Source organism: Variovorax sp. GW458-11-26-14-LB1, assembly GCF_059423965.1.
In genome coordinates this window covers 1-24,925 of the sequence record NZ_JBWKYW010000047.1, presented here as the reverse complement: position 1 = coordinate 24,925, position 24,925 = coordinate 1, and the positions used below count along the sequence as shown (strand labels likewise).

General features: G+C 70.4%; 24 protein-coding genes and 1 pseudogene. 11 read left to right on the top strand and 14 right to left on the bottom strand.

What is annotated here, in order from left to right; genetic code table 11:
• Nucleotides 1–10 precede the first annotated feature (10 nt).
• The 5 genes from AC07YS_RS24920 to AC07YS_RS24900 form a co-directional block, all read right to left on the bottom strand.
• A complete protein-coding gene (locus AC07YS_RS24920) occupies nucleotides 11–844 on the bottom strand; it encodes a uracil-DNA glycosylase family protein (protein ID WP_495269906.1) in 834 nt (277 codons plus the stop codon).
• The gene (gene rimI, locus AC07YS_RS24915) at nucleotides 841–1,383 is read right to left on the bottom strand and encodes a ribosomal protein S18-alanine N-acetyltransferase (RefSeq protein ID WP_062483095.1); all 543 of its coding nucleotides are present in this window, start codon (nucleotides 1,381–1,383) and stop codon (nucleotides 841–843) included. Before rimI ends, AC07YS_RS24920 begins: the two co-directional genes overlap by 4 nt.
• Complete coding sequence (tsaB, locus tag AC07YS_RS24910; protein WP_495269905.1) at nucleotides 1,380–2,090, bottom strand: tRNA (adenosine(37)-N6)-threonylcarbamoyltransferase complex dimerization subunit type 1 TsaB; 711 nt, start codon at nucleotides 2,088–2,090, stop codon at nucleotides 1,380–1,382. Before tsaB ends, rimI begins: the two co-directional genes overlap by 4 nt.
• On the bottom strand, nucleotides 2,083–3,054 hold the full coding sequence (locus AC07YS_RS24905) for a DMT family transporter (protein WP_235944244.1): 972 nt from the start codon (nucleotides 3,052–3,054) through the stop codon (nucleotides 2,083–2,085). The genes tsaB and AC07YS_RS24905 overlap by 8 nt, the downstream gene beginning before the upstream one ends.
• Nucleotides 3,055–3,149: 95 nt before the next feature.
• Nucleotides 3,150–3,917, bottom strand: coding sequence for a DeoR/GlpR family DNA-binding transcription regulator (locus tag AC07YS_RS24900; RefSeq protein ID WP_062481934.1), 768 nt, complete (start codon nucleotides 3,915–3,917; stop codon nucleotides 3,150–3,152).
• Nucleotides 3,918–3,995: 78 nt separating this feature from the next.
• On the opposite strand from AC07YS_RS24900, the gene AC07YS_RS24895 reads away from it, so the two are divergent.
• The 3 genes from AC07YS_RS24895 to AC07YS_RS24885 all read left to right on the top strand — a co-directional run bounded on the left by AC07YS_RS24895 (nucleotide 3,996) and on the right by AC07YS_RS24885 (nucleotide 7,750).
• The gene (locus AC07YS_RS24895; RefSeq protein ID WP_070063371.1) at nucleotides 3,996–4,583 is read left to right on the top strand and encodes an NUDIX hydrolase; all 588 of its coding nucleotides are present in this window, start codon (nucleotides 3,996–3,998) and stop codon (nucleotides 4,581–4,583) included.
• Nucleotides 4,584–4,590: 7 nt separating this feature from the next.
• On the top strand, nucleotides 4,591–6,015 hold the full coding sequence (gene dacB / locus AC07YS_RS24890) for a D-alanyl-D-alanine carboxypeptidase/D-alanyl-D-alanine endopeptidase (protein ID WP_492743115.1): 1,425 nt from the start codon (nucleotides 4,591–4,593) through the stop codon (nucleotides 6,013–6,015).
• 133 nt (nucleotides 6,016–6,148) lie between these two features.
• Nucleotides 6,149–7,750, top strand: coding sequence for an alpha/beta hydrolase family protein (locus AC07YS_RS24885; protein ID WP_495270090.1), 1,602 nt, complete (start codon nucleotides 6,149–6,151; stop codon nucleotides 7,748–7,750).
• Nucleotides 7,751–7,782: 32 nt separating this feature from the next.
• Here the strand turns inward: AC07YS_RS24885 and AC07YS_RS24880 are convergent, their stop codons facing one another.
• Genes AC07YS_RS24880 through purE form a run of 3 tightly spaced genes read right to left on the bottom strand, consistent with a single transcriptional unit; the run spans nucleotide 7,783 to nucleotide 10,525 of the window.
• A complete protein-coding gene (locus AC07YS_RS24880; protein WP_062481928.1) occupies nucleotides 7,783–8,784 on the bottom strand; it encodes an L-threonylcarbamoyladenylate synthase in 1,002 nt (333 codons plus the stop codon).
• A complete protein-coding gene (locus tag AC07YS_RS24875) occupies nucleotides 8,781–9,983 on the bottom strand; it encodes a 5-(carboxyamino)imidazole ribonucleotide synthase (RefSeq protein WP_493195071.1) in 1,203 nt (400 codons plus the stop codon). The genes AC07YS_RS24880 and AC07YS_RS24875 overlap by 4 nt, the downstream gene beginning before the upstream one ends.
• Complete coding sequence (gene purE / locus AC07YS_RS24870; protein ID WP_159274100.1) at nucleotides 9,980–10,525, bottom strand: 5-(carboxyamino)imidazole ribonucleotide mutase; 546 nt, start codon at nucleotides 10,523–10,525, stop codon at nucleotides 9,980–9,982. The genes AC07YS_RS24875 and purE overlap by 4 nt, the downstream gene beginning before the upstream one ends.
• A gap of 36 nt (nucleotides 10,526–10,561) precedes the next feature.
• Between purE and AC07YS_RS24865 the strand changes: the two genes are divergently transcribed.
• From AC07YS_RS24865 to AC07YS_RS24850, 4 genes are all read left to right on the top strand, one after another.
• Nucleotides 10,562–11,482 (top strand): tetratricopeptide repeat protein, encoded by a 921-nt coding sequence (locus AC07YS_RS24865; RefSeq protein ID WP_159274101.1) that lies wholly within the window; start codon nucleotides 10,562–10,564, stop codon nucleotides 11,480–11,482.
• Between the two features lie 132 nt (nucleotides 11,483–11,614).
• Nucleotides 11,615–11,923, top strand: coding sequence for a helix-turn-helix domain-containing protein (locus AC07YS_RS24860; RefSeq protein WP_095950502.1), 309 nt, complete (start codon nucleotides 11,615–11,617; stop codon nucleotides 11,921–11,923).
• 49 nt (nucleotides 11,924–11,972) lie between these two features.
• Nucleotides 11,973–13,262, top strand: a complete 1,290-nt coding sequence (locus AC07YS_RS24855) for a type II toxin-antitoxin system HipA family toxin (protein WP_495270091.1) — start codon at nucleotides 11,973–11,975, stop codon at nucleotides 13,260–13,262.
• A 102-nt stretch (nucleotides 13,263–13,364) separates the two neighbouring features.
• Nucleotides 13,365–13,811 carry an META domain-containing protein gene (locus AC07YS_RS24850; protein WP_095950501.1) on the top strand — a complete coding sequence of 149 codons (447 nt, stop codon included), beginning with the start codon at nucleotides 13,365–13,367 and terminating at the stop codon, nucleotides 13,809–13,811.
• A gap of 15 nt (nucleotides 13,812–13,826) precedes the next feature.
• Here AC07YS_RS24850 and AC07YS_RS24845 read toward each other — a convergent pair whose 3' ends face one another.
• From AC07YS_RS24845 to AC07YS_RS24835, 3 genes are all read right to left on the bottom strand, one after another.
• Nucleotides 13,827–14,735, bottom strand: coding sequence for a phosphoribosylaminoimidazolesuccinocarboxamide synthase (locus AC07YS_RS24845; protein ID WP_495270086.1), 909 nt, complete (start codon nucleotides 14,733–14,735; stop codon nucleotides 13,827–13,829).
• A gap of 100 nt (nucleotides 14,736–14,835) precedes the next feature.
• On the bottom strand, nucleotides 14,836–15,900 hold the full coding sequence (gene fba, locus AC07YS_RS24840) for a class II fructose-bisphosphate aldolase (protein WP_062478296.1): 1,065 nt from the start codon (nucleotides 15,898–15,900) through the stop codon (nucleotides 14,836–14,838).
• Between the two features lie 154 nt (nucleotides 15,901–16,054).
• Nucleotides 16,055–16,540, bottom strand: coding sequence for an Lrp/AsnC family transcriptional regulator (locus AC07YS_RS24835; RefSeq protein ID WP_070063218.1), 486 nt, complete (start codon nucleotides 16,538–16,540; stop codon nucleotides 16,055–16,057).
• 144 nt (nucleotides 16,541–16,684) lie between these two features.
• Here AC07YS_RS24835 and AC07YS_RS24830 point away from each other — a divergent pair, with 144 nt between their 5' ends.
• The gene (locus tag AC07YS_RS24830) at nucleotides 16,685–17,701 is read left to right on the top strand and encodes a 1-aminocyclopropane-1-carboxylate deaminase (protein WP_495270087.1); all 1,017 of its coding nucleotides are present in this window, start codon (nucleotides 16,685–16,687) and stop codon (nucleotides 17,699–17,701) included.
• Nucleotides 17,702–17,762: 61 nt separating this feature from the next.
• Here the strand turns inward: AC07YS_RS24830 and pyk are convergent, their stop codons facing one another.
• The 3 genes from pyk to AC07YS_RS24815 all read right to left on the bottom strand — a co-directional run bounded on the left by pyk (nucleotide 17,763) and on the right by AC07YS_RS24815 (nucleotide 21,511).
• Nucleotides 17,763–19,211 (bottom strand): pyruvate kinase, encoded by a 1,449-nt coding sequence (gene pyk, locus AC07YS_RS24825; RefSeq protein ID WP_062478290.1) that lies wholly within the window; start codon nucleotides 19,209–19,211, stop codon nucleotides 17,763–17,765.
• 105 nt (nucleotides 19,212–19,316) lie between these two features.
• Nucleotides 19,317–20,510 (bottom strand): phosphoglycerate kinase, encoded by a 1,194-nt coding sequence (locus tag AC07YS_RS24820; protein WP_159274104.1) that lies wholly within the window; start codon nucleotides 20,508–20,510, stop codon nucleotides 19,317–19,319.
• 92 nt (nucleotides 20,511–20,602) lie between these two features.
• Nucleotides 20,603–21,511: a LysR family transcriptional regulator gene (locus AC07YS_RS24815; RefSeq protein WP_062478283.1), complete on the bottom strand. Its 909-nt coding sequence runs from the start codon at nucleotides 21,509–21,511 to the stop codon at nucleotides 20,603–20,605.
• A gap of 90 nt (nucleotides 21,512–21,601) precedes the next feature.
• Here AC07YS_RS24815 and AC07YS_RS24810 point away from each other — a divergent pair, with 90 nt between their 5' ends.
• The 3 genes and pseudogenes from AC07YS_RS24810 to AC07YS_RS24800 all read left to right on the top strand — a co-directional run bounded on the left by AC07YS_RS24810 (nucleotide 21,602) and on the right by AC07YS_RS24800 (nucleotide 24,925).
• Nucleotides 21,602–22,156 carry a VOC family protein gene (locus tag AC07YS_RS24810; protein ID WP_495270088.1) on the top strand — a complete coding sequence of 185 codons (555 nt, stop codon included), beginning with the start codon at nucleotides 21,602–21,604 and terminating at the stop codon, nucleotides 22,154–22,156.
• A complete protein-coding gene (locus AC07YS_RS24805; RefSeq protein WP_495270089.1) occupies nucleotides 22,149–23,270 on the top strand; it encodes an alpha/beta hydrolase in 1,122 nt (373 codons plus the stop codon). The genes AC07YS_RS24810 and AC07YS_RS24805 overlap by 8 nt, the downstream gene beginning before the upstream one ends.
• A 7-nt stretch (nucleotides 23,271–23,277) precedes the next feature.
• Nucleotides 23,278–24,925 (top strand): annotated as a pseudogene (locus AC07YS_RS24800) (FAD-dependent oxidoreductase).

The window sequence follows — 24,925 nt, the reverse complement described above, 5'->3', positions numbered from 1 at the left end:
CCCGCCGGCCTCAGGCCGAAGGGGTGGCCTGCTCCGCGGCCAGGCACAGGTCGGCCCAGGCGCGGGCCTTGTCGGCCGGGTTGCGCAGCAGGTAGGCGGGGTGGTACGTGGCGACCACCGGCACGCCGTTGGCCGACGCCAGCGGCACGGCGCGACCGCGCAGCTTGCCCAGCGGATCGCGGCTTTGCATCAGGCTCTGCGCGGCCAGCGGGCCCATCGCCAGCACGATGCTGGGCGCCAGCGCCGCCGCGTGGGCGTCGAAGGCGGCGTCGATCGGCTGCGGGCTGCCGGGCTGGCCGGCGGCCACGCCGCGGTGCGTGCGCATCAGGTGCACGGGCGTGCGACCGTCGTGCAGCTTCAGCGCGCGCAGCATGTTGTCGAGCAGGCGACCGGCGTCGCCCGCGAAGGGCTCGCCGTGGCGACCGTCGGCCTCGGGCGGCATGTCGGCCACGACCAGCCAGCCGCCCTGCACCGGCGCCGCGGCATCGGCCTTGTCGGCGTACAGGCGGGAGGGTGCTTCGACCAGCACGGCGGCGCCTTGCGCGACGGGCGGTGCCGCCACGGGACGCGGTGCCGGGGCGGCCACGGGGCGGGCGGCAGGCGCCGGGGCCGGGCGAGGCGGAGGCGGCGCGTCGTACGGCTGGTCGCGCTCGTCGAGTTCCAACGGCGGGCCTTCGGGCATGTCGGGCATGCCCGAATCAGCGGCCACGGGAGCCTCCGGCTCGGCTTCGACTTCGATCTCGGGTTCCGGTGGCACGGGCCACCAGACCTTCACGCCCATCTCGTCGAGCATGGCGCGTTGGCGCGCATCCAGGCGCAGGGTGTGGACCGCGGTGTCCGTCATCGCAAAGCTCCCCAGGCGGAGCCTGTTTCGTTGAGGCGCATGCTCATGACGACCGCGTCTTCGCGCTTGCCGTCGAACGCCGGGTAGTAGCCCTTGCGCACGCCGACGCTGCGAAAGCCTTGCCGCAGGTAGATGTCGAGCGCGCGCCGGTTGCTTTCGCGCACCTCGAGCCAGAGCCACAGCGCGCCCTCGCCGCGCGACCAGCCGGCCAGCGCCTCGAGCATGAGCGGCGCCCAGCCCTGGCGCTGGAAGGCCGGCGCCACGGTGATGTTGAGCAGGTGCACCTCGTCCACGCCCTTCATGGCGACGAAGTAGCCGATCAGCGTTTCGCCCAGGCTCGTGCAGGGCGACTCGACACCCGGCGCCACGCCGGGCGCCAGCAGGCACTGGCAGTGGTAGCCCACGGCCATGGAATCGGTGAAGTTGGCGCGCGTCCAGGGGTGCGTGTAGGCCGTCTGCTCGACCGCGCACACGGCATCGATCCGCTCGACGGTGAGCGGTTCAAGACGGGCTTCGACGGACTGGAGGACGGCGCTCATGCGGGGTTCGGCGGAACGGCGGCCGCCGCCTTGATGGCGGCGCGTTCCTCGGTGGTTTGCGCCACTTTATCGCGAACATACAGTGGCCAGGCCTGTGCTGCGGGCACGGTGCGGCCGGCCGCGAGCAGCGCGGGCGCCAGCCGCAGCATGGCGGCGGCCGTGGGCAGCACTTCGTGGCGGGTCGTGGCGCTCGCCAGGCGCGGGCCGTAGGCGGTGAAGGCGTTGCCGGCGAGCGCCCAGCCGGCCGGCACCTCGAGCGCCTCGGGGGCGAGCAGCAGCGGCTCGGGGTCGCCGCCGAACGGGCCGGCGGTGGCGAAGTCGTAGTGCGCGGCGTAGAGCTGGTCCATGCGCGCATCGAGCACGGCCACCACGCGCTGCGCGCCGAAGGCATGGCGGGCCTCGTCGGCCACGGCCAGCAGGGTGTCGACCGGCAGCAGCGGCACCTTGGCGCCGAAGGCCAGGCCCTGCGCCACCGAGCAGGCGGTGCGCAGGCCGGTGAAGGAGCCCGGGCCGCGCCCGAAGACGATGGCGTCGAGCTCGGCCAGCGCGAGCCCCGCGTCGGCGAGCAACTCGCGAATCAATGGCAGCAGCGTGCTCGACGCCTGCGCGCCGCCCACGCCGCTGTGCGCCAGCACGCGGTCGCCGTGGCGCACCGCGACCGACAGGTGCTCGGTGCTCGTGTCGAAGGCCAGCAGCTTGTCAGACATTCGGACGCCCCATTCCCGCCGGGCACGGCGTCGGGCAGACCGGCGCCACGCGCACGGCCGCCGCGCGCACGCCGAACAGGATGCCGGCCGTCACCAGCGCGAGGCCGGCGACCAGGCTCCAGTGCATCGGTTCGTCCAGCCACAGCACCGCGCCGAAGGCCGACAGGCCCGGCACCAGCGCCGTGATCATGGTGGTGCGCACGGGGCCGAAGTGCTGAATCATCTTCGTGAAGGTGATGCCCGAGATCACCACCGAGCCGACGCCCTGGAAGGCCATCTGGAACGCGACCTCGCCCCACGGCGCGCTGCCGATGTGGCTCACGACCGCGCCCGACGCCACCAGCAAGGTGTAGACCGGCACATAGGTCATCAAGGCAAACACGGTGATGGCGATGGTCGCGCGCACGGCGTCCAGCCCATGGCGGCGCGCCACCACGCTGTAGCAGGCCCAGCAGAAGGCGGCGCCCATGAACATCAGGTCGCCCTTCCAGACCTCGCCGCCCTCGAAGGCGTGCAGCAGGCTGCGCCCGCCGACCACGAGGTCGCCCGCGACGATCATCGCCAGGCCGATGGCGCGCGTGGGCGTGATGCGGTCGCGCAGCACCAGCGCGGCCAGCAGCGTGGTCCACAGCGGCAGGCTGCCGGGCATCAGCACGGCCGCATGGCCGGCCGGCGCGAAGAAGAAGCCGCTGTAGGCGATGAGGGCGTAGGCCACGCCGCCGAAGATGCCGGCGGTGGCCGTCACGCGCAGCGACAGCGGCGACAGGCCGAAGAACGAGGACACCGCGCCGCGGTGCTTCGTCGCCAGCCACGCGCCCCAGGGCACCAGCACCAGGCTGGCGCCGCACATGCGCGCAAAGGCCAGGTCGAAGGGCGTGAGCGAGCGCGCGGCCGAGGCGCGCGCGATGAGGATGAAGGCGGTCCAGACCACGACGGTGACCACGGCCGCGCCGATGCCGAGCATGCGGGGAGACAGGAGGGGCGGGGAGGTCTGCGGGGGCGCGGCGGGCATCCCGCCATTATCGAGGGCAGGCCCCGGCCGCGCAGGGGCGGGGCGAATCAGCCGGCCTCGTCGGCGCGCAGGATCGCCAGCCCGGCCGCGCGCAGCGGCGCCAGCGCCTGCTCGGGGGCCTGCGGCGCCACCAGCAGCTGCGTCGCGCCTGTCAGCGGACTGACCACCCAGGCCGACGCGGCCCCGAGCTTTTCGGACGAGGCCAGCACGACGGTCTCGGCCGCCGCGGCCATCAGCGCGCGCTTGATCTCGGCCTCTTCCGCGTCGCCCGTGGTCAGGCCCGCCTCGGCGTGCACGCCGGTGGCGCCCATGAAGTAGGTGTCGGCATGGATGCGCGAAATGGCCGCCATGGCCGCCGCGCCGACCGCCACCATCGAATGCCGGAAGAGGCGCCCGCCGATCAGCACCACCTCGATGCCGGCGTGCGCCGCCAGTTCGACCGCCACCGACGGGCTGTGCGTGACCACCGTGGCCTGCAGCGCGAGCGGCAGGTGGCGCGCCAGCTGCACGGCCGTGGTGCCGCCGTCGATGAACACGACCTGCCCCGGCTTCACGAGGCGCGCGGCGGCGCGGCCGATGGCCACTTTTTCGTCGGGCGCGAGCTGCTGGCGCCCGCTGAAGTCGGCCTCGGCCGCCGCGACCGGCAGCGCGCCGCCGTGCACGCGCTGCAGCAGCCCTTCGGCCGCGAGCTCGCGCAGGTCGCGGCGGATGGTGTCTTCGGACAGGGCCAGTTCCTCGCTGAGCGCCTTGGCGACGACCTGGCCGTCGCGTCGCAGGACCGAGAGGATGTGTTGCTTGCGCGGTCGGGTGAGCATGGGCCGATGGTAACGGGTTTGCACGCTATTGCACGAATCTTCTTGATATTGCACGAACTCAGTTTTATGCTCGCCGCCATGACCATTCACGACCGCGTCCGGGTGCACGAAGTCACCCTCCTGTCCGACAACTGGTACACGCTGCGCACCACCGCCTTCGACTGGCGGCGCAATGACGGCGAGTGGCAGCGCATGCACCGCGAGACCTACGACCGCGGCAACGGCGCCACGCTGCTGCCCTACCACCTGGGCCAGCGCACGGTGCTGCTCACGCGGCAGTTCCGCTACCCGGCCTTCGTCAACGGCCACGACGACCTGCTGATCGAAGCCGCCGCGGGCCTGCTGGACAACGCCGCGCCCGAGGAACGCATCCGCGCCGAGGTGGAAGAAGAGCTGGGCTACCGGCTCGGCACCGTGCAGAAGGTGTTCGAGAGCTTCATGAGCCCGGGCTCGGTGACCGAGAAGCTGCACTTCTTCGTCGCGCCCTACGAGGCCTCGATGCGCGTGGGCGCGGGCGGCGGGCTGGCGGAGGAGGGCGAAGACATCGAGGTGCTCGAGCTGGGCATCGACGAGGCGCTGGCCATGGTGGCCGACGGCCGCATCGCCGACGCCAAGACGATCATGCTGCTGTACCACGCGAAGCTGCACGTGTTCCCGCCGGGATAATCGGCGGATGCCTTTTGCCTCCCGCCGTGCGCAGACTTTCGCGCTGACCCTCGCCCTGCTGGCCCCGGCCGGCGCCTTCGCCCAGCAAGCCCTTCCGCCTCAAGTCGATGCCGCCCTCGCGCGCGCCAAGGTGTCGCGCGAGGCCGTGACCCTGCTCGTGGCCGATGCCGACGCGGGCCGCGCACCGCGCCTGGCCTGGCGCTCGCAGGTGCCGGTGAACCCGGCCTCGATCATGAAGCTGGTGACCACCTACGCGGCGCTCGACCTGCTCGGCCCGGCCTACAGCTGGAACACGCCGGTCTACGTCGAGGGCTCGGTGGCCAACGGCGTGCTCAACGGCAACCTCTACATCAAGGGCCAGGGCGATCCCAAGCTGGTGCTGGAGCGCGTGTGGCTGCTGCTGCGCCACGTGCAGGGCCTGGGCATCACCACCGTGAGCGGCGACATCGTGATCGACCGCAGCGCCTTCGAGACCACGGTCGAGAACGACCCGGCCGCCTTCGACGGCGAGCCGCTGCGCCCCTACAACGCCTCGCCCGATGCGCTGCTGGTGAACTTCAAGTCGGTGAACATGACCTTCGCGCCCGACCGCGCCGGCCAGTACGCGCGCGTGAGCTACGAGCCCCCGCTGGCCAGCGTGGCGATGCCGCCCACCGTGCCGCTGGCGCCCGGCGAATGCGGCGACTGGCGCGGCGCGCTCAAGCCCGACTTCAGCGACGTGAATCGCATCCGCTTCAACGGCGGCTTTCCCACCGGCTGCGGCGAGAAGAGCTGGGCCGTGGCCTACGCCGACCCGCGCACCTACAGCCTGCGCGCCATCGGCGGCATGTGGGCCGAGATGGGCGGGCGCGTGGGCGGCCAGATGCGCGAGGGCCGCGTGCCCGCGGGCCTGAAGCCGGCCTTCGACTTCGAGTCGCCGCCGCTGGCCGAGGTGGTGCGCGACATCAACAAGTACAGCAACAACGTGATGGCGCAGCAGGTGTTCCTCACGCTGGGCCTCACGCAGAAGCAGCGCGGCACCTTCGAGGCCTCGCGCAGCGCGCTGGGCCAGTGGTGGCGCGAGCGCATCGGCACCGGCGAGGCGTCGCCGGTGTTCGAGAACGGCTCGGGCCTGTCGCGCGACGAGCGCATCAGCGCCGCCGCGCTCGGCAAGATGCTGCAGGTGGCGTGGCGCTCGCCCGTGATGCCCGAGCTGGTGGCCTCGCTGCCCGCGATGGGCGTGGACGGCACGCTGAAGCGGCGCACGCTGCGCTCGGGCGGCGCGGCCCACCTGAAGACCGGCACGCTGCGGGACGCCTCGGGCGTGGCCGGCTACGTGCACGGCGCAAGCGGCCGGCGCTACGTGCTGGTGGCCATCGCCAACGGCGAGAACGCCGGCGCCGCGCGCGCCGCCTTCGACGCGCTGATCGACTGGACCGCGCAGGACCAGTGATTCGGACGGGGCCCGAGGCGCCCCGCTACTGAATAGGTTCTGCTCGCAAACGCTGCTTGCGCGCGGCCATGGCGCTGCCCAGAATCGGACGCTCGTTCGTTTTCGATACCTATCCAGGAGACGCGTCTTGACCTTGCAGCACCCACGGCATTCACAGCCCTCGTCCTTCCCGGCCCGCCGGGTCACCGCCGCGGCGACGCTCGCCGGCGCCACGTTGCTGCTCGCCGCCTGCGGCGGAGGCGGCGGTGGGGGCGGCATCGGCATCGGCTTTCCGCCGCCGGGCGGCGGCAGCGACACCGGGCGCGGCTCGGTCGTCACCAGCCCGCCCGAGCAGGGCACCAAGCTCACGGCCGACCAGTTCAGGGCCAGCCTGCAGGCCTCCGACCAGGGCAAGGCGCTGCTGCAGGTCACCGGCGCGCCCAAGTGCGGCGTCGACATGCGCTACCTCGAGTACCGCACCGTCGGCGGCAAGAACGAAGCCACCAACGCCACCGCCGCGATCATGGTGCCCTCGGGTTCCGACGTCGCCTGCAGCGGCGCGCGCCCCGTGGTGCTGTACGCGCACGGCACCACGCCGGCGCGCAACTACAACCTCGCCAAGTGGACCGACACCACCCAGCCGGCCGCCGGCGAAGGGCTGATGGTGGCCGCCATGTTCGCGGCGCAGGGCTACATCGTGGTGGCGCCCAACTACGCGGGCTACGACAAGTCGACGCTGCCCTACCACCCGTACCTCAACGGCGACCAGCAGGGCAAGGACATGGTCGATGCGCTCACCGCGGCGCGCAAGACCTTCTCGGACATCGGAGCGAACGACGCCGGCTCGCTGTTCATCACCGGCTATTCGCAGGGCGGCTACGTGGCGATGGCCGCGCACCGCGAGATGCAGGCCACCGGCAAAACGGTGACGGCCTCGGCCCCGCTGGCCGCGCCCTCGGCCATCAGCCTCTTGACCGACTACACCTACCTGGGCTGGCCGGCGCTGGGCGCCACGCTGTTCGTGCCGCTGCTGTCGACCAGCTGGCAACAGCAGTTCGGCAACGTCTACAACAGCACCAGCGACGTCTACGAAGCGCAGTACGCCACCGGCATCGACACCCTGCTGCCCACCCTCACGCCGGGCACGCTGTTCTCCAGCGGCAAGCTGCCGCAGCTGGCGCTGTTCCCGGCCGACGGCAAGCCGGGCCCGGTGAGCCCCGAGCTGGCGATCTTCTACGGCGCCAACAACCTCATCAAGCAGAGCTTCCTCACGCAGGCGGCCACCGACATCCAGTCGGCCCCCTGCCCCGGCAACGCGCTGCCGGCCACGGCCGCGTCGCTCGGTTCGGCCTCGCCGCTGGACTGCAAGCCCGCCACGGGCTTCCGCAAGGCGGCCATCGCCAACGACCTGCGCAACTGGGTGCCGACCAAGCCGATGCTGCTGTGCAGCGGCGCGAACGACCCGACCGTGAACTTCCTGAGCACCCGCGCCACGGCCGGCTACTTCCGCGCCAAGGGCATGCCGGCCGCCGCGCTCGCGGTGGTCGACCTGGAAGACCGCGGCACCACCGACAGCTACTCGGCCGCACGCGCCGGCTTCGCGCAGGCGAAGGACCTGCTGGCACAGAGCACGCCGGGCAGCGCCGCCGACAAGGCGCGCGCCGTGACCGCGGCCTACCACGGCACGCTGGCGCCACCGTTCTGCCTGGCGGCAGCGCGCGGGTTCTTCCAGGGAGTGCTGGCGGCCGGGGGCTGAGCCCCGCGGCCAAGCAGCCGATCAGGCGTTGATCAGGCCGCTGCAGCGCGCTGCAAGCGGTCTTTCACGCCTTCCCACTCGGGCGTGTCGGGCGGCGTCTCGACCCAGATCAGCTTCACGCCCTGCGCGTCGAACTCGCGCAGCACCGCGAACAGCTGCTGTGCGGTGGCCGCCGCGTCATCGGGCATGCGCCGCAGCAGCACGCGCTGCGAGCGGCTGCGCACGTTGCTGCGCGTCCACACGGCGATGTGCGCGGCGTTGGCGCCGAGCACGTCGAGGCCAGTCTGGATGGCCTTGGGGTCCATCAGCCGCACCTTGGCGTCGGGCGCGTAGTGCGCCTCCAGCGTGCCCGAGGCGCGCGGGTCGGGCGTGTCGAGCACCTCGCGGTCGCGCAGCGGCTCGCCGACGGCGGCCTCGATCTGGTCGCGCGTGATGAGGCCCGGGCGCAGCAGCACGGGCGCGCCGCGGCTGCAGTCGACGATGGTCGATTCGATGCCCACTTCGCAGGCGCCGCCGTCGACGACGAGCAGCGCGTCGCCGAACTCGTCGTGCACGTGCTGCGCCGTGGTCGGGCTGACGCGGCCGAAGCGGTTGGCGCTGGGCCCCGCGAGGCCGGGCACGCCCTGCTCGGCGCAGGCTTCGAGCAGCGCCTGCGCCACCGGGTGCGCGGGGCAGCGCAGGCCGATGGTGTCCTGCCCGCCAGCGGCCGCCGTGCCCACGCCGGGCTGGCGCGTGACGATCAGCGTGAGCGGGCCGGGCCAGAAGGCCTGCACGAGCTTCTGCGCGAAAGGCGGCAACGGCTGGGCAAAACGCGACAGCGCCTGCGCGCCCTTGGCGCCCGCCGCCACGTGGACGATCAACGGATGGTCGGCCGGCCGGCCCTTGGCCGCGAAGATGCCGGCGACGGCGGTGTCGCTGCTGGCGTCGGCGCCCAGGCCGTAGACGGTCTCGGTCGGGAAGGCGACCAGCCCGCCCGCGCGCAGCACGCGCGCGGCCTCGGCGATGGCGTCGGGAGCGTGGCCGTCGAGGATCATGCGAGCGCCGGCAGGCCCAGCAGCAGCGCGGCCTGCGAGGCATTGGCGCGCACGCTCTCGAGCGTGGCGCCGGTGAGGGTCAGGTGGCCCATCTTGCGGCCGCGGCGCGGTGCCAGCTTGCCGTACAGGTGCAGGTGGGTGCCGGGCAGGGCGAGCACCTCGCTCCAGCGCGGCGCGACCGGCTTGGCGCCGTCGCCCTCGCCGCCCGGGAACCACAGGTCGCCCAGCAGGTTGAGCATGACGGCGGGGCTGTGCTGGCGCGGCGCGGTCAGCGGCAGGCCGGTGAGGGTGCGCACCTGCAGCTCGAACTGCGACACGTCGCAGGCTTCCATCGTGTAGTGGCCGCTGTTGTGCGGGCGCGGCGCCATTTCGTTCACCACCAGCGAGCCGTCGGCCAGCGCGAAGAATTCGACGCACAGCACGCCCACGTAGTCCAGGCCGCTGGCGATGCTCTTGGCGGAATTGACCGCGCCCTGCGCCACGGTCTTGGGCATGTTCTGCGGGTGCACCTCGGTCACGGCGAGGATGCCGTCGCGGTGCAGGTTGCGCTGCGGCGGGAAGTGCACGATCTGGCCGTCGCGGCCGCGCGCCAGGATCACCGAACACTCGAACTCGAGCGGCAGCATCTTCTCGAGCACGCAGGGCACGCAGCCGGCGGCCTGCCAGGCCTCGACCAGCTCGGCGCGCGTCTTCACTCGCTGCTGGCCCTTGCCGTCGTAGCCCAGGCGGGCGGTCTTGAGGATGCCGGGCAGCAGCTGGTCATCGACGGCGGCCAGTTGCTCCGCCGTCTCGATGACGGCATAGGGCGCGCAGGGCACGCCGCAGCGCGTGAAGTGCGCCTTCTCGGCGATGCGGTCCTGCGCGATGGCGATGGCCGAGGCGGCGGGCGACACCGGCCGCGCCACCGCCAGGTGCTCCAGCGAGGGCGCAGGCACGTTCTCGAACTCGGTGGTCACCGCGTCGGCCAGGCCGGCCAGGCGGGCCAGGCCGTCGACGTCGGCGTAGTCGGTATGGATGTGGTGGTGGCTCACGCGGCCGGCGGGGCTGTCGGCGTCGGGGTCGAGCACCGCGGTGAAGTAGCCCATGCGCTGGGCCGCGTGCGCGAACATGCGCCCGAGCTGGCCGCCGCCGAGCACGCCGAGCGTGGCGCCCGGGAGGATGGGCAAATCGCCGGCATGGCCCGAATGACCGGTGCTCACAGTGCACCCCCGCCTTGCGGCGAGAAAGGCGACACCGCCGCGCCCGCTTCGGGCGGCGGCAGCACCATGGCCTCGGCAGCGGCGGTCTGGGCCGTGCGGAAGGCGTCGAGTTGGGCGCGCAGCGCCGGGTTGTTCACCGCCAGCATGGCCACGGCGAACAGCGCCGCGTTGGCCGCGCCGGCGGTGCCGATGGCAAAGGTGGCCACGGGCACGCCCTTGGGCATCTGCACGATGCTGTAGAGGGAATCGACGCCCTGCAGGTGGCGGCTGGCCACCGGCACGCCGAGCACCGGCACCGTGGTTTTCGACGCCAGCATGCCCGGCAGGTGGGCCGCGCCGCCCGCCCCCGCGATGATCGCGGTGAGCCCGCGCCCGGCGGCGCTTTCGGCGTACGCGAACAGCGCATCGGGCATCCGGTGGGCCGAGACCACCTTCGCTTCGTGGCTGATTCCGAATTGCTGGAGAATCTCGACCGCGTGGCGCATCGTCTCCCAATCGGAGTTCGAGCCCATCACTACACCGACCTGAATGGTTTCGTTCATGGTTTCAATTTTACGTTTCACCCCCAGCTGTTCCCGATGATCGACATCACTCTCGAAAATTTCCAGGCCGAGCTGATCGAAGGCTCGGTCGCCACGCCGGTGCTGCTGGACATCTGGGCCGAATGGTGCGGCCCCTGCAAACAGCTCGGCCCGGTGCTCGAAAAGCTCGAAACCGAGTACGCCGGCCGCTTCACGCTGGCCAAGCTGGACGCCGACAAGGTGCCGCAGATTTCCTCGCAGCTGTCCGAGATGTTCGGCGTGCGCAGCATCCCGTTCTGCGTGATGTTCAAGGACGGCCAGCCGGTGGACGGCTTCGTGGGCGCCATTCCCGCCGAGAAGATCCGCGAATTCCTCGACAAGCACGTGCCGGGCGCGGATGAGGCCGAGGCGGCTTCGGAAGGCGCCGCCGCGCAGGAAGCGCTGGCCGAGGGCGACACCCTGGGCGCGCTCGAGAAGCTGCAGCACGCGGTGGCCACCGACCCGGCCAACGACGACGCGCGCTTCGACTACATCAAGCTGCTGCTGCAGGAAGGCCGCATCGACGACGCCAAGGTCGCCTTTGCCCCGGTGATTGCCAAGACCACGCTGGTGCGCCGCTTCGATTCGCTGCAGCGCTGGATGGACGCCATCGATTTCGCCGCACCGGTCACCGGCTCCGCGCCGACGCTGGGCGACTTCGACGACAAGATCGCGGCCAACAAGCGCGACTTCGACGCCCGCTTCAACCGCGCCCGCCTGCTGATGGCCGCCCAGCGCTGGACCGACGCGATGGACGAGCTGCTCGACATCCTCATGCGCGACAAGACCTGGAGCGAAGACCTCGCGCGCAAGACCTACATCGCGATCCTCGACGTGATCGAGCCGCCGAAGGTGAAGGTCGCCGACGGGCAGATTCCGCCGGACGATCCGGTGGTGGCCACGTACCGCCGCCGCCTGAGCAGTGTGGTGTTGAGCTGAACGGCTGAACGACGCATTGCGCCTTTCAGTGCGCAATTGAACAAAAAAGCGACCTGTGAGTCGCTTTTTTATTGCCGTCACCGCCCCATATAGATAGCATTACTACTCAATTTCCGATAAAAGCGCATTGCAATGCTCCAACTGACCGAAGAACTCGAAAAAGCCCGCAAGGCCGGCGGCCTGAGCCAGGAGGCGCTGGCCACGCGCGCCGGGCTGTCGCGCATGACGGTGCAGCGCATCGAAAGCGGGCAGATCGATCCGCGCCTGTCGACGCTGCTCGAAATGGCGCGCGTGCTGGGGCTCGAGCTGATGCCCGTGCCCGCCAGCCTGCGCCCGCAGCTCGAAGACTTCGTGCGCTCGGGCGGCCGCCTGCTCGGCCAGCCGGCGGGCGTGGGCGCGCCGCCGTCCATCGCGCAGAGCCTGGCCGACGAGAGCCGGTGAGGCGGTGAGCACGCGCGCCGCCTTCAACACGGGCATCCGCTACCTGCGGATGCACCTGCACCTGCCCGGTGGCGGGCGGCGCGCCATCGGTTACCTCTCGCAGTACGGCGACATCCTGCGCGTGTCCTTCGACGAGGCGTACATCGCCGATGCGGGCCGGCCCACGCTGTCCCTCGCGTACCGCGGTGCCGACGAGGCCGCCACGCGCGCCATCCTCGCTTCGGCGCGCGACACCCGCGTGTCGCGCAGCGACGGCCGCTGGCCCAGCTACTTCCAGAACCTGCTGCCCGAGGGCCACAACCGCGAGCGCCTGGCGCAGCAGCGCGGCTGCGCGGCCGACGACGAGTTCGAGCTGCTGGCCGCCGCCGGCCACGACCTCATGGGCGCGCTCGAGGTCGAGCCCGTGCCGACGTCCGAGGGCATTCCCGACACCGTGCGCCACTGGCACACGGCGCTGGGGCTCGACGTGCTCGAACCCGGCTTCGTCGAGATGCCGGTGGAAGACGCCGCCGCCATCCCCGGCGTGGTGACCAAGTTCTCGGCGGTGCAGGACGGGCGGCGCTACGTCGTCAAGCGCCACGGCGCGGCGGGCTCGTTCATCCTCAAGCTGCCGAGCACGCGCCACCCCGACCTGGTCGCCAACGAATACACCGGCTACCGCCTGTGCGGCGCGCTCGGCCTCGACTGCGCGCAGGCCCACGTGATCGACCGTGCCGACGCCGACCTGCCCGAGCAGGTGCCCTTCGCGCAGATCCTGGCGGTGCGCCGCTTCGACCGCACGCCCGAGGGCGGGCGCATCCACATGGAAGAGTTCGCGCAGGTGCTGCAGTACGAGCCGCGCCAGAAGTACGGCCGCGGCCTGGCCACCGACTGGCCCGCCATGCTGCGCGTGCTCGACCGCCTGTCGCCGAACCCGGTGGCCGACGTGCGCGAGTGCGTGCGCCGCCTCGTGGCCTTCATGCTGCTGGGCAACAGCGACGCGCACCTGAAGAACTGGGCGCTGCGCTACCCCGACGGCGTGGCGCCGGTGCTCGCGCCGCTGTACGACCCGGTCTGCGTGGCCGCCTTCTTCGAGGACGTGCCGGCGCGCGACTACGGCGTCAACCGCGCCATCGACGCCACGCTGCGCGCCTTCGACGGGGCGGCGCTGGAGGCGCTGCTGCGCACGGCCGGGCTGCTGCGGCCAGCGCGTCTGATGGCCATCGCGCGCGACACGGCGCGCCAGGCCCAGGCCGAGTGGCCCGCGCTGCTGGCGCAGGACGGTACGCCGGCCAGCGTGCGCCGCTGCGTCGAGGCGCGCCTCGCGGGGGGCGTGGCCCTGGCGGCCCTCGGGGCCTGAAGAAGCCCGGATGCGCCATCGGGCCTGTCTTCGCACCGGCCACGGCGTCGCATACGATGGCGCCGGTTTTAACTTGTTGCAGATTGAAAAGGAAAATTGGCCATGCGTTCCTTCGCCCGCCGTACCGCGCTCCCCGCCATTGCCTCGGCCGCGCTGCTGCTGACCGCCCTGACCGGTTGCGGCAGCGGCATCAGCCTCGACGAGCCGATCGAAGGACCGGTGTGGCGCCTGGTGCAGCTGGGCGATGAGCCCATCGCGCCCGGCGGCGATGCGCAGCTGCAGTTCGACCGCAACAGCGGACGGGTCAGTGGGTCGGGCGGCTGCAACCGCGTCACGGGGTCGTTCACGCGCGCGGGCGTGTCGCTCAAGCTCGGCCAGATGGCCGCGACCCGCATGGCCTGCGCGGACCCGGTGCGCGGCGCCAACGAGGCGCAGTTCCTGTCGGCGCTGCAGAACACGGCCAGCTACCGGCTGGCGCCGGGGCGGCTCGCGCTGCTCGATGCGAGCGGTCGCACCGTGGCGCTGCTCAGCAACGGCACGACACGCTAAAAACGAAAAGCCGGATCAGCCGTGGGTGAGGCGGTCCAGCGCCTCACGGTACTTGGCGGCCGTCTTCTCGATGACTTCGGCCGGCAGGCGCGGCGCCGGGGGCGTCTTGTCCCAGGGCTTGCCGTTGATCTTGGTGGCCTCGAGCCAGTCGCGCACGAACTGCTTGTCGTAGCTCGGCGGGTTGGTGCCGGCGGCCAGCGCGGCCTCGTAGCCCTCGACCGGCCAGTAGCGCGAGCTGTCGGGCGTGAGCACCTCGTCCATCAGCACCAGCGTGTCGTTCTCGTCCAGGCCGAACTCGAACTTGGTGTCGGCAATGATCATCCCCTTGGCGAGCGCGATCTGGGCCGCCGCCTCGTAGATGACGATGCTGACCTCGCGGATCTGCTGGGCCAGCTTGGGGCCGACGACCTCGACCACGCGCTCGTAGCTGATGTTCTCGTCGTGCTCGCCGGCCGCGGCCTTGGCGGCGGGCGTGAAGATCGGGCGCGGCAGCTTGCTCGCGTTGGTCAGGCCCTCGGGCAGCGGCACGCCGCAGACGGCGCGGTTGTCCTGGTATTCCTTCCAGCCGCTGCCGGCCAGGTAGCCGCGCACCACGGCCTCCACCGGGATCGGACGCAGGCGCTTGACCAGCATCGAGCGGCCCGTGACCTGCGCCACCTCGTCGGGCTGCACCACGCTCTCGGGCGCCTCGCCCGTCAGGTGGTTGGGGCACAGCGCGCCCAGGCGGTCGAACCACCACAGCGCCATCTTGGTGAGGATCTCGCCCTTGCCCGGGATCGGCTCGCCCATGATCACGTCGAAGGCGCTGAGCCGGTCGCTCGCGACCATCAGGATGCGGTCTTCGCCGACGGCGTAGTTGTCGCGCACCTTGCCGCGCGCAAGCAGGGGCAGGCTCTGGATGGAAGAGGTGTGAACGGTAGTCATGGACGGATGCTCGGCTGGGAAACGGTGACGGGAAAAGCGGATTGTGCGCGCAGAAAAAAGCCACCGCGAGCGGTGGCCTGCGGCGCGCAGTCTGTCTTCGTTAGATGACTTGCTGCGCCAGGTCGCCCTTGGCGTACTTGGCGGCAACGACCTGCAGCGTGTCGCCCTTGATCTTGGCGCCCTGGCCTTCGCAGCCGAACTCGATGTAGCGCTGCTTGCAGATCTGCTTGGCGGCTTCGCGCGCGGGCTTGAGCCACTCGCGGGCGTCGAACTTCTCGGGGTTCTCGGCCAGGAACTTGCGCACGGCGCCGGTCATCGCCAGGCGGATGTCGGTGTCGATGTTGATCTTGCGCACGCCGTACTTGATGGCTTCCTGGATTTCCTCGACGGGCACGCCGTAGGTTTCCTTCATGTTGCCGCCGTATTTGCGGATGATTTCCAGCAGGTCCTGCGGCACCGACGACGAGCCGTGCATCACCAGGTGGGTGTTGGGCAGGCGGGCGTGGATTTCCTTCACGCGCTGGATCGACAGGATGTCGCCCGTGGGCTTGCGCGTGAACTTGTAGGCGCCGTGGCTGGTGCCGATGGCGATGGCCAGCGCGTCCAGCTGCGTGGCCTTCACGAACTGGGCGGCTTCCTCGGGGTCGGTGAGCAGCGACGCGTGGTCGAGCACGCCTTCGGCGCCGATGCCGTCTTCTTCACCAGCCATGCCGGTTTCGAGCGAACCCAGGCAGCCCAGTTCGCCTTCGACCGTGACGCCGACCTTGTGGGCCAGTTCGACCACCTTGCGGGTCACGTCGACGTTGTAGTCGAACGAGGCGGGCGTCTTGCCGTCTTCGTGCAGCGAGCCGTCCATCATCACGGACGAGAAGCCCAGGTCGATCGCGCCCTGGCAGATGGCCGGGCTCTGGCCGTGGTCCTGGTGCATCACCAGCGGGATGTTCGGGTACTGCTCGATGGCGGCCTGGATCAGGTGCTTGATGAAGGCTTCACCCGCGTATTTGCGGGCACCGGCGCTGGCCTGCAGGATGACGGGCGCGCCGGTTTCCTTGGCGGCCTCCATGACGGCCTGGACCTGTTCGAGGTTGTTGACGTTGAAGGCCGGAATGCCGTAGCCGTTGGCGGCGGCGTGGTCCAGCAGTTCGCGCATCGAGACGAGTGCCATGGGAAATACCTCGTGGGAATAGAAAAAGACGGGAAAAAGAGAAGGCGGAAAGTCGGGAGAAAACTACCCCGATTCTACCGAGCCCCCTTGTGGGACAGGGCCGACGCCACCCCGGGCGCCACGGGTACTGGCGCGCAGCTCTTTTTCAACTTTTTCAGATCGGCAACTGCGTGGTCGACAGCACCTGCTTGAGCACCACGAAGGTCCGGATCTGCCGCACGCCCGGCAGGTACAGCAGCTGCTCGGCATGCAGGCGGTTGAAGCTGTCGTTGTCGCGGGTGCGCACGAGCATGAAGTAGTCGAATTCGCCCGTGACGACGTGGCATTCGAGGCAGCCCGACACCTTCTGCGCCGCCTTCTCGAAATCGGCGAAGGAGTCGGGCGTGGAGCGGTCGAGCACCACGCCGATCATCACGAGCATGCCGACCTCGAGCGCGTCGGGGTCCAGCAGGGCGACCACGCCCTTGATGAAGCCCGCGGCCCGGAGCCGCTCAACCCGCCGCAGGCAGGCCGGCGCGCTGAGGTTCACCTTGGCGGCCAGCGCCACGTTCGACACCGAGGCGTCGCGCTGCAGGGCGCGCAGGATGGCGCGGTCGGTGCGGTCGAGCTCCGTCGGGGCACGCAACTTTGTTGTGCTCATGGCTTCCTTTCCGGATGAAAAGCCTTCTGTATGGCGATCCTGCCTTCTTTTGAGCGACGAAGCCAGCCAACTTCGCAAGCACATTGCAAAGCCTTCTTCCTACGATCGACAGCTTCAACCCTCACCGCTTTTGGAGCTGCGTCGATGAACCTGAAGAAATTCCCCCGCCACGCCCTGACCTTCGGCCCCACGCCGATCCAGCCGCTGAAGCGCCTGAGCGCCCACCTGGGCGGCAAGGTCGAGCTCTACGCCAAGCGCGAGGACTGCAACAGCGGCCTGGCCTTCGGCGGCAACAAGACGCGCAAGCTGGAGTACCTGATTCCCGAGGCGCTCGAAGGCGGCTACGACACGCTGGTGTCGATCGGCGGCATCCAGTCGAACCAGACGCGGCAGGTGGCCGCCGTGGCCGCGCACCTGGGCCTGAAGTGCGTGCTGGTGCAGGAGAACTGGGTCAACTACTCCGACGCGGTGTACGACCGGGTCGGCAACATCGAGATGTCGCGCATCCTCGGCGCCGACGTGCGGCTGGACGCGGCGGGCTTCGACATCGGCATCCGCCAGAGCTGGGAACAGGCCATGGCCGACGTGCGCGCGGCCGGCGGCAAGCCCTTCCCGATCCCGGCGGGCTGCTCCGAGCACCCGCGCGGCGGCCTGGGCTTCGTGGGCTTTGCCGAGGAAGTGCGCCAGCAGGAGGCCGAGCTCGGGTTCAAGTTCGACTACATCGTGGTCTGCTCGGTCACGGGCAGCACGCAGGCCGGCATGGTGGTGGGCTTCGCGGCCGACGGGCGCGCCGACCGCGTGATCGGCATCGACGCCTCGGCCAAGCCGCAGCAGACCTTCGAGCAGATCCTGCGCATCGCGAAGAACACGGCCGAGCTGGTCGAGTTGGGCCGCGACATCACCGAGAAGGACGTGGTGCTCGACCGCCGCTTCGGCGGGCCCGAATACGGGCTGCCGAACGAAGGCACGCTGGAGGCGATCCGGTTGAGCGCGCGCTTCGAGGGCATGCTGACCGACCCGGTGTACGAGGGCAAGTCGATGCACGGGATGATCGAGAAGGTGCGGCTGGGCGAATTCCCGGCCGGCTCGAAGGTGCTCTACGCGCACCTGGGCGGTGTGCCGGCCCTCAACGCCTACAGCTTCCTGTTCCGCAACGGCTGAACCAGACGGCGCCATGAAAAAGGCCGGCATGTGCCGGCCTTTTGTCTTGCTGCGAACGAACTCAGCTCGCGCGGCAAATCTTGAGCATGTTGGTGCCGCCGGGCGCGCCCATCGGCTCGCCGCAGGTGATGGCGTACACGTCGCCGCTTTGCACGATGCCGCGCTTCTTCAGGTGGCTCTCGGCCTGGCGCAGCGCGGTGTCGCGGTCGCTTTCCGAATCCATGAGCAGCGGGCGCACGTTGCGGTACAGCGCCAGCTTGCGCTGCGTGGCCAGGCGCGAGGTCAGGGCGTACATGGGGATGTGCGCGCGGTGGCGGCTCATCCACAGGATGGTGGAGCCCGACTCGGTCAGCGCCACGATGGCCTTGGCGCCCAGGTGGTGCGCCGTGAACAGCGCGCCCATGGCGATCGACTGGTCGATGCGGCTGTAGGTCTTGCCGCTGAAGTCGGCGTCGAGCGTCTTGTCTTCGGCGGCTTCGGCGGCTTCGCAGATGCGGCTCATTTCCTGCACGGTCTCGAGCGGGTAGCGGCCCGAAGCGGTTTCGGCGGAGAGCATCACGGCGTCGGTGCCGTCGAGCACGGCGTTGGCCACGTCGCTCACCTCGGCGCGGGTGGGCACGGGGTTGGTGATCATCGACTCCATCATCTGGGTCGCGGTGATGACCACCTTGTCCATGTCGCGCGCCATGCGGATCATCTTTTTCTGCAGCGCCGGCACGGCGGCGTTGCCCACTTCCACGGCCAGGTCGCCGCGGGCGACCATGATGCCGTCGCTGGCACGCAGGATTTCTTCCAGCTTCGGAATGGCTTCGGCGCGCTCGATCTTGGCGATCATGCCGGGCTTGTGGCCGTACTCGGCGGCCGCCACGTTGCACAGCTGGCGCGCCATTTCCATGTCGGTGGCGTTCTTGGGGAAGCTCACGGCCACGTAGTCGGCCTGGAAGCTCATCGCGGTCTTGATGTCTTCCATGTCCTTGGCCGTCAGCGCGGGCGCCGTGAGGCCGCCGCCCTGCTTGTTGATGCCCTTGTTGTTCGACAGCTCGCCGCCCAGCTTGACGGTGGTGTGCACCGCTTCGCCCTTGACGCCGTCGACCGTGAGCACGATCAGGCCGTCGTTCAGCAGCAGCTTGTCGCCGGGCTTCACGTCGCGCGGCAGGTCCTTGTAGTCCAGGCCGACGGCGTCGACGTCGCCCAGCTCGGTGCGCGAGGCGTCGAGCACGAACTTGGCGCCCGGCTCCAGCCAGATCTTGCCCTGCGCGAACTTGCCGACGCGGATCTTGGGACCCTGCAGGTCGGCCATGATGGCCACTTCGCGGCCGGCCTTGCGGGCGGCTTCGCGCACCATGGTGGCGCGGTCGATGTGGTCCTGCGCCGTGCCGTGGCTGAAGTTCAGCCGCACCACGCTGACCTTGGCCAGGATCATCTGTTCCAGCAATTCCGGCGTGCTGGAGGCGGGGCCGAGGGTGGCGACGATCTTGGTGGCGTGGCGGGGGATGCGGTCCGAGCTCATGAAGGGGGTCTCCGTTTTGTATTCGCTACTGTATACACTTTGTGTGTCGAACGGAAGTCAGTCGCCACGGGGGATTTCCCTCCCGTGGCCGGACCGCCACCGGAATCAGCCCGCCGCGCGCTTGGCCAGGATCTCGAAGGCCGGCAGGGTCTTGCCCTCCAGCACCTCGAGGAAGGCACCGCCGCCGGTCGAGATGTAACCGACCTGCTTTTCGATGCCGTACTTGGCGATGGCCGCCAGGGTGTCGCCGCCGCCAGCGATCGAGAAGGCGCTGCTTTCGGCAATGGCTTGCGCGATGGCCTTCGTGCCGCCCGCGAAGGCGTCGAACTCGAACACGCCCACGGGGCCGTTCCAGACGATGGTGCCGGCTTCGCGCAACTGCGCGGCCAGGATGGCGGCCGTCTTCGGGCCGATGTCCAGGATCAGGTCGTCCTCGGCCACGTCGGTGGCGGCCTTGACGGTGGCGGGCGCGTCGGCCGCGAAGGTCTTGGCCGTGACCACGTCCACGGGAATCGGCACATCGGCGCCGCGCGCGCGCATGGCGTCGATCACGGCCTTGGCCTGGTCGAGCAGGTCGGGCTCAGCCAGTGACTTGCCGATCTTCAGGCCCGCGGCCAGCATGAAGGTGTTGGCGATGCCGCCGCCGACGATCAGCTGGTCGACGTTGGCCGACAGGCTCTTGAGGATGGTGAGCTTGGTGCTGACCTTGGAGCCCGCCACGATGGCGACCAGCGGGCGCTTGGGCTGGGCCAGCGCCTTGGTGATGGCGTCGATCTCGGCCGCCAGCAGCGGGCCGGCCGCGGCCACCTTGGCGAACTGGGCGATGCCGTAGGTGGTGGCTTCGGCGCGGTGGGCGGTGCCGAAGGCGTCGTTCACGTAGATGTCGGTGAGCGCGGCGAGCTTGCGGGCCAGCGCTTCGTCGTTCTTCTTCTCGCCCTTGTTGACGCGGCAGTTCTCCAGCAGCACGACCTGGCCGGGCTTGACGTCGACGCCGTCGACCCAGTTGGCCACCAGCGGCACTTCACGGCCCAGCAGCTCGCCCAGGCGCTGGGCGACGGGCGCCAGCGAGTCTTCGGGCTTGAACTCGCCTTCGGTCGGGCGGCCCAGGTGCGAGGTGACCATCACGGCCGCGCCGGCGTCGAGCGCCAACTGGATGCAGGGCACCGAGGCGCGGATGCGCGTGTCTTCGGTGATGCGGCCGGCATCGTCCTGCGGCACGTTGAGGTCGGCACGGATGAAGACGCGCTGGCCGGCGGCCTTGCCTTGCGCACAGAGGTCGGTGAATCGAATGACGTTCATGGGTCTGAGGATGGTGAAAGACGGGACTGCCCGCATTGTAGTTTTCACCCTCTCGCGCCCCTGCGCGTCTCTTGCGGGGCGCCGATGCTTTTTCAGGCCTTGGGCTGCGCGGTCGCGAACTGCTCCAGGATGCCGACGAAGCTCGCCGCCGCGGGCGACAGCGAGCGCCGCGCCGCGCTGTACACGCAGACCTCGCGGTGGAAGTCGGGCGACTCGAGCCGCACCATCTGCAGCCCGTGCGCGCGCACCAGCGACGCCGAGTAGGTCGGGCACACGGTCAGCCCCAGGCCCGAGGCCACCATGCCCAGCGCGGTCGTCATGTACGACACCTCCTGCGTGCCCGGCCGCATCAAAAAGGCGCGCTCCTCGGCCCCCAGCTCGGGCAGCACGCGCTGGCGGAAGTCGCGCGTGGGCGCGATGAAGGTGTAGGGCCCCAGCTCGTGCCAGCGCACCTTGCGGCGCTTGGCAAAGGCGTGGCCGGGCGGACAGATCAGCCAGTGGCGGTCGCGGAACAGCGTGCGGCGCTCGATGGCGGCGGCGTCTACCGCCACGTCCTGGCCCACGGCCAGTTCGACGTCGCCGGCCGCCACGCCCAGCAGCAGGTGCTCGGGCAACGTGTCGGCCAGGCGCACGTCCACGTCGGGGTACGCCTCGCGGTAGGCGGCGATCACGCGCGGCATCAGCGTGCAGGCCATGAGCTGCGGCGCTGCAAGCCGCAACAGCCCTTTCTTCTTGTCACGCAGGTCGGTCACGCCCGCGACCGCGCTCGTGAGGTCGCCGAGCAGCCGGTGCACCGAGGGCAGGAACTCGCGCCCCGCCTCCGACAGCTGCACGCGGCGCGTGTTGCGGTCGAGCAGCTGCACGCCCATCTCGCGCTCGAGCTCGCGCACCAGCACGCTGAGGGCCGACTGCGTGAGGTGCAGCTGCCCGGCGGCGGTGGTGAAGCTGCCGGTTTCGGCCACGGCGGCGAAGGCGCGCAGCTGGCGCAGGGTGAGGTTCATATATATGGTTATTTCATCAATCGATGAATTAATTTCGATTGCATCATAAGACGCGGCATTGCCCAATCGCGGCCTCAACGGAGACACGACATGCCGACGACCGCCACCCCCACGGCGCCCCCACCCATTCGCGGGCTGCACCATTTCGCCTGGCGCTGCCGCGACAGCGAGGAAACCCGCCACTTCTACGAAGACCTGCTTGGCCTGCCGCTGGCCCACGTCATCAAGAACGACCACGTGCCGAGCACGGGCGAGTACTGCCCCTACGTGCACATCTTTTTCCAGATGCGCGACGGCGCGTACATCGCCTTCTTCGACCTGGGCGACGACACCGCCGCGCTGCCCTCGCCCAACACGCCTTCGTGGGTGAACCACATCGCGCTGCGCGTCGACTCGGTGGCCGACCTGCTGGCCGCCAAGGCGCGGCTCGAAGGCGCGAGCGTCGAGGTGCTGGGCGTGACCGACCACCACATCATCGAGTCGATCTACTTCTTCGACCCGAACGGCATCCGCGTGGAACTCACCACGCCGACCGTGCCGCAAACCGAGATGGACGCGCACGCGCGCCATGCCCATGCCGACCTCGACGCGTGGACCGCGCGCAAGGCGGCGCTTCGCGCAGCGAAAGGCGCGTCGCATGTCTGAGCTGCAACTCGCCGTCATCGACGTGAAGCCCGGCGCGGCCATGGACAGCCAGTCGGGCCTGCAGCTGCTGCGCCCGCGCATCTACGGCGCCTTCCGCGCGCCGCCGGGGCCGAAGAAGATCGCGGCCATCGTGATGCACCCGACCAGCAACTTCATGGGCCACTACCTCATCGGCCCGCTGGCCGAGCGCGGCATCTGCTGCATGGGCCTGAACTCGCGCTTCGTCGGCAACGACACGGTGCTGCTGATGGAGCGCGCGATCCAGGACCTGGGCGCCGGCGTGCAGTACCTGCGCGCGGCCGGCTACGAGAAGGTGTTCCTGGTCGGTAACTCCGGCGGCGCAGCGCTCTCGGCCTTCTACCAGGCGCAGGCCGAGCAGCTCACGGCCACGCACCTGCCCGATGGCGACCCGACGCACCTGCACGCCAGCGACCTGCCGCCCGTGGACGGCCTCGCGCTGTGCGCCGCGCACCTGGGCCGCACGCGGCTCATGCGCGACTGGATCGACCCGTCGGTCACCGACGAGCACGACCCGCTCTCGGTCGACCCCGAGCTCGACATGTACGACCCGAGCCACCGCGTGCCCTACGAGGCCGACTTTCTCGCCCGCTTCAGCGCGGCGCAGAAGGCGCGGATGGACCGCATCGAGCAGTGGTGCCTCGAGCGCCTCGCGCTGCTGCGCAACACACCTGGCGCACCGCGCGACCAGACCTTCGTCGTCTACCGCACGCACGCCGATCCGCGCTGCGTCGACCTGTCGCTCGATGCGAACGCGCGCCTGCCCGGCAGCGTGTGGGGCGATGCGCGGCAGGTGAACTATTCGGCCAACGCGATGGGCCGCACCACCTCGCTCACCGCGTTCCTCTCGCAGTGGTCGTCGCGCTCGCAGGCCGACGGGCCGACCAACCTCGCGCGCACCACGGTGCCGAAACTGCTGCTGACCTACACCGGCGACCAGTCGACCTTCCCCAGCACGCGCGACGCCTGGATGGCCGCGGGCGGCGCGCGCATCCGCAACGTCGACATCGTCGGCGGCAACCACTACCTGGCGGGCCAGCCCGAGCTGATCCCGCAGGCGGCCGATTCCATCGCCGAGTTCGCGCACGCGCTGTAGAAGAGCCATGGAAAACTTTGCATTCGCACCGGCCTACGAGCTGCCGGTCTGGCCCTTCACGCCACCGCCCGAACTCGGCAGTGCGCAGGTGGTGCGCCACCCGATCGTGATCGTCGGCGCCGGCCCCTCGGGCCTCACGCTGGCCTGCGACCTCGCGCAACGCGGCGTGCGCGCCGTGCTGCTCGACGAGGACGACACCGTGGGCGTGCGCGGCGCCTCGTCGCGCGGCATCTGCTATGCGCAAAAGAGCCTGGAGATTTTCGAGCGCCTGGGCATCTACGAGCGCATCGCGGCCAAGGGCGTCACCTGGTCGTTCGGGCGCACCTTCTCGGGCGACGAGGAGGTCTACAACTTCAACCTGCAGGCCAGCAGCGTCTCGACGCAGCCGCCTTTCGTGAACCTGCAGCAGTTCTACATCGAGTGGTTCCTGGTCGATCGCATCCTCGAGCTCGGCGTGACCGACCTGCGCTGGAAGAGCCGCGTGACGCGCGTCGAGCCGCTGGCCGACGGTGTGCGCATCGACATCGAGACGCCCGCCGGCAGCTACACGATCGAGGCCGACCACCTGATCGACGCCACGGGCGCGAACAGCCCGATCCGCACGCAGCTCGGCGTGGCATCGCACGCCTCGCGCAGCACCGACCGCTGGTGCATCAGCGACGTGCGCTTCGAAAAACCGCTGCCCACCGAACGCTGGACCTGGGTCGATGCGCCCTTCAACGAAGGCCGCGGCGTGTGGCAGCACCTGATGGCCGACGGCGTGTGGCGCATCGACTACCAGATGCCCGAGGACTGCGACCCGGCCGAGATCAGCCGCCCCGAAGTGGCCGGCGCGCGGCTGCGCGAACAGCTCGGGCCCGACGTAGCGTTCGAGTTCGTGTGGATCGGACCGTATGGCTACCGCGACCACCTGCTGGAGCGCTTTCGCCACGGCCGCGTGTGCTTCATCGGCGACGCCGCGCACGTAGTGAGCCCCTTCGGCGCGCGCGGCGGCAACACCGGCATCCAGGACGCGGCCAACCTCGGCTGGAAGCTCGCGTTGGTCGCGCAAGGGAAGGCCGGCGATGCGCTGCTCGACAGCTACGACGCCGAGCGACGCCCGGCCGCGCAGGAGAACCTGACGGTCACGAGCCGTTCCGCGCGCTTCCTCGCGCCGCGCTCGCCGGCCGAGCACACGCTGCGCCGCGCCGTGGTGGCACTGGCCAAGCGCCACACCTTCGCGCGGGCGCTGGTCAACACGGGCCGCATGTCGGTCGCCAACGACTACCCCGCCGCACCGCTGCTGCCCGAGGGCGGGCGCACGGTGCAGAACCTGCCACTGCGCTGGGCCGACGGGCGCCAGACCACGCTGATGCAACTGCTGGCCGAGGGCACGCAGTGCCTGGGCCTGTGGTTCGCACCGACTCGCGCGCAGGCGCAGGCCGCATGCGATGCGACGGCCGCACTGCCGCTGCGCCTGCTGGCCGTGGGCGGCGACAGCGGCCTGCCCACCTTGCAGGTCGACGAAACGCTGGCACGCCACCTCGGCCTCGACCCCAGTGCAGCGGGCGGCTTCGTGCTCGTACGCCCCCCGCGCTGCGCTCCTTGCGCAAGCCACCCCCGACACGATCGCCGCCGCCGTCCGCACGGCGCTCGCACGCCCCTCGCCCCCATGA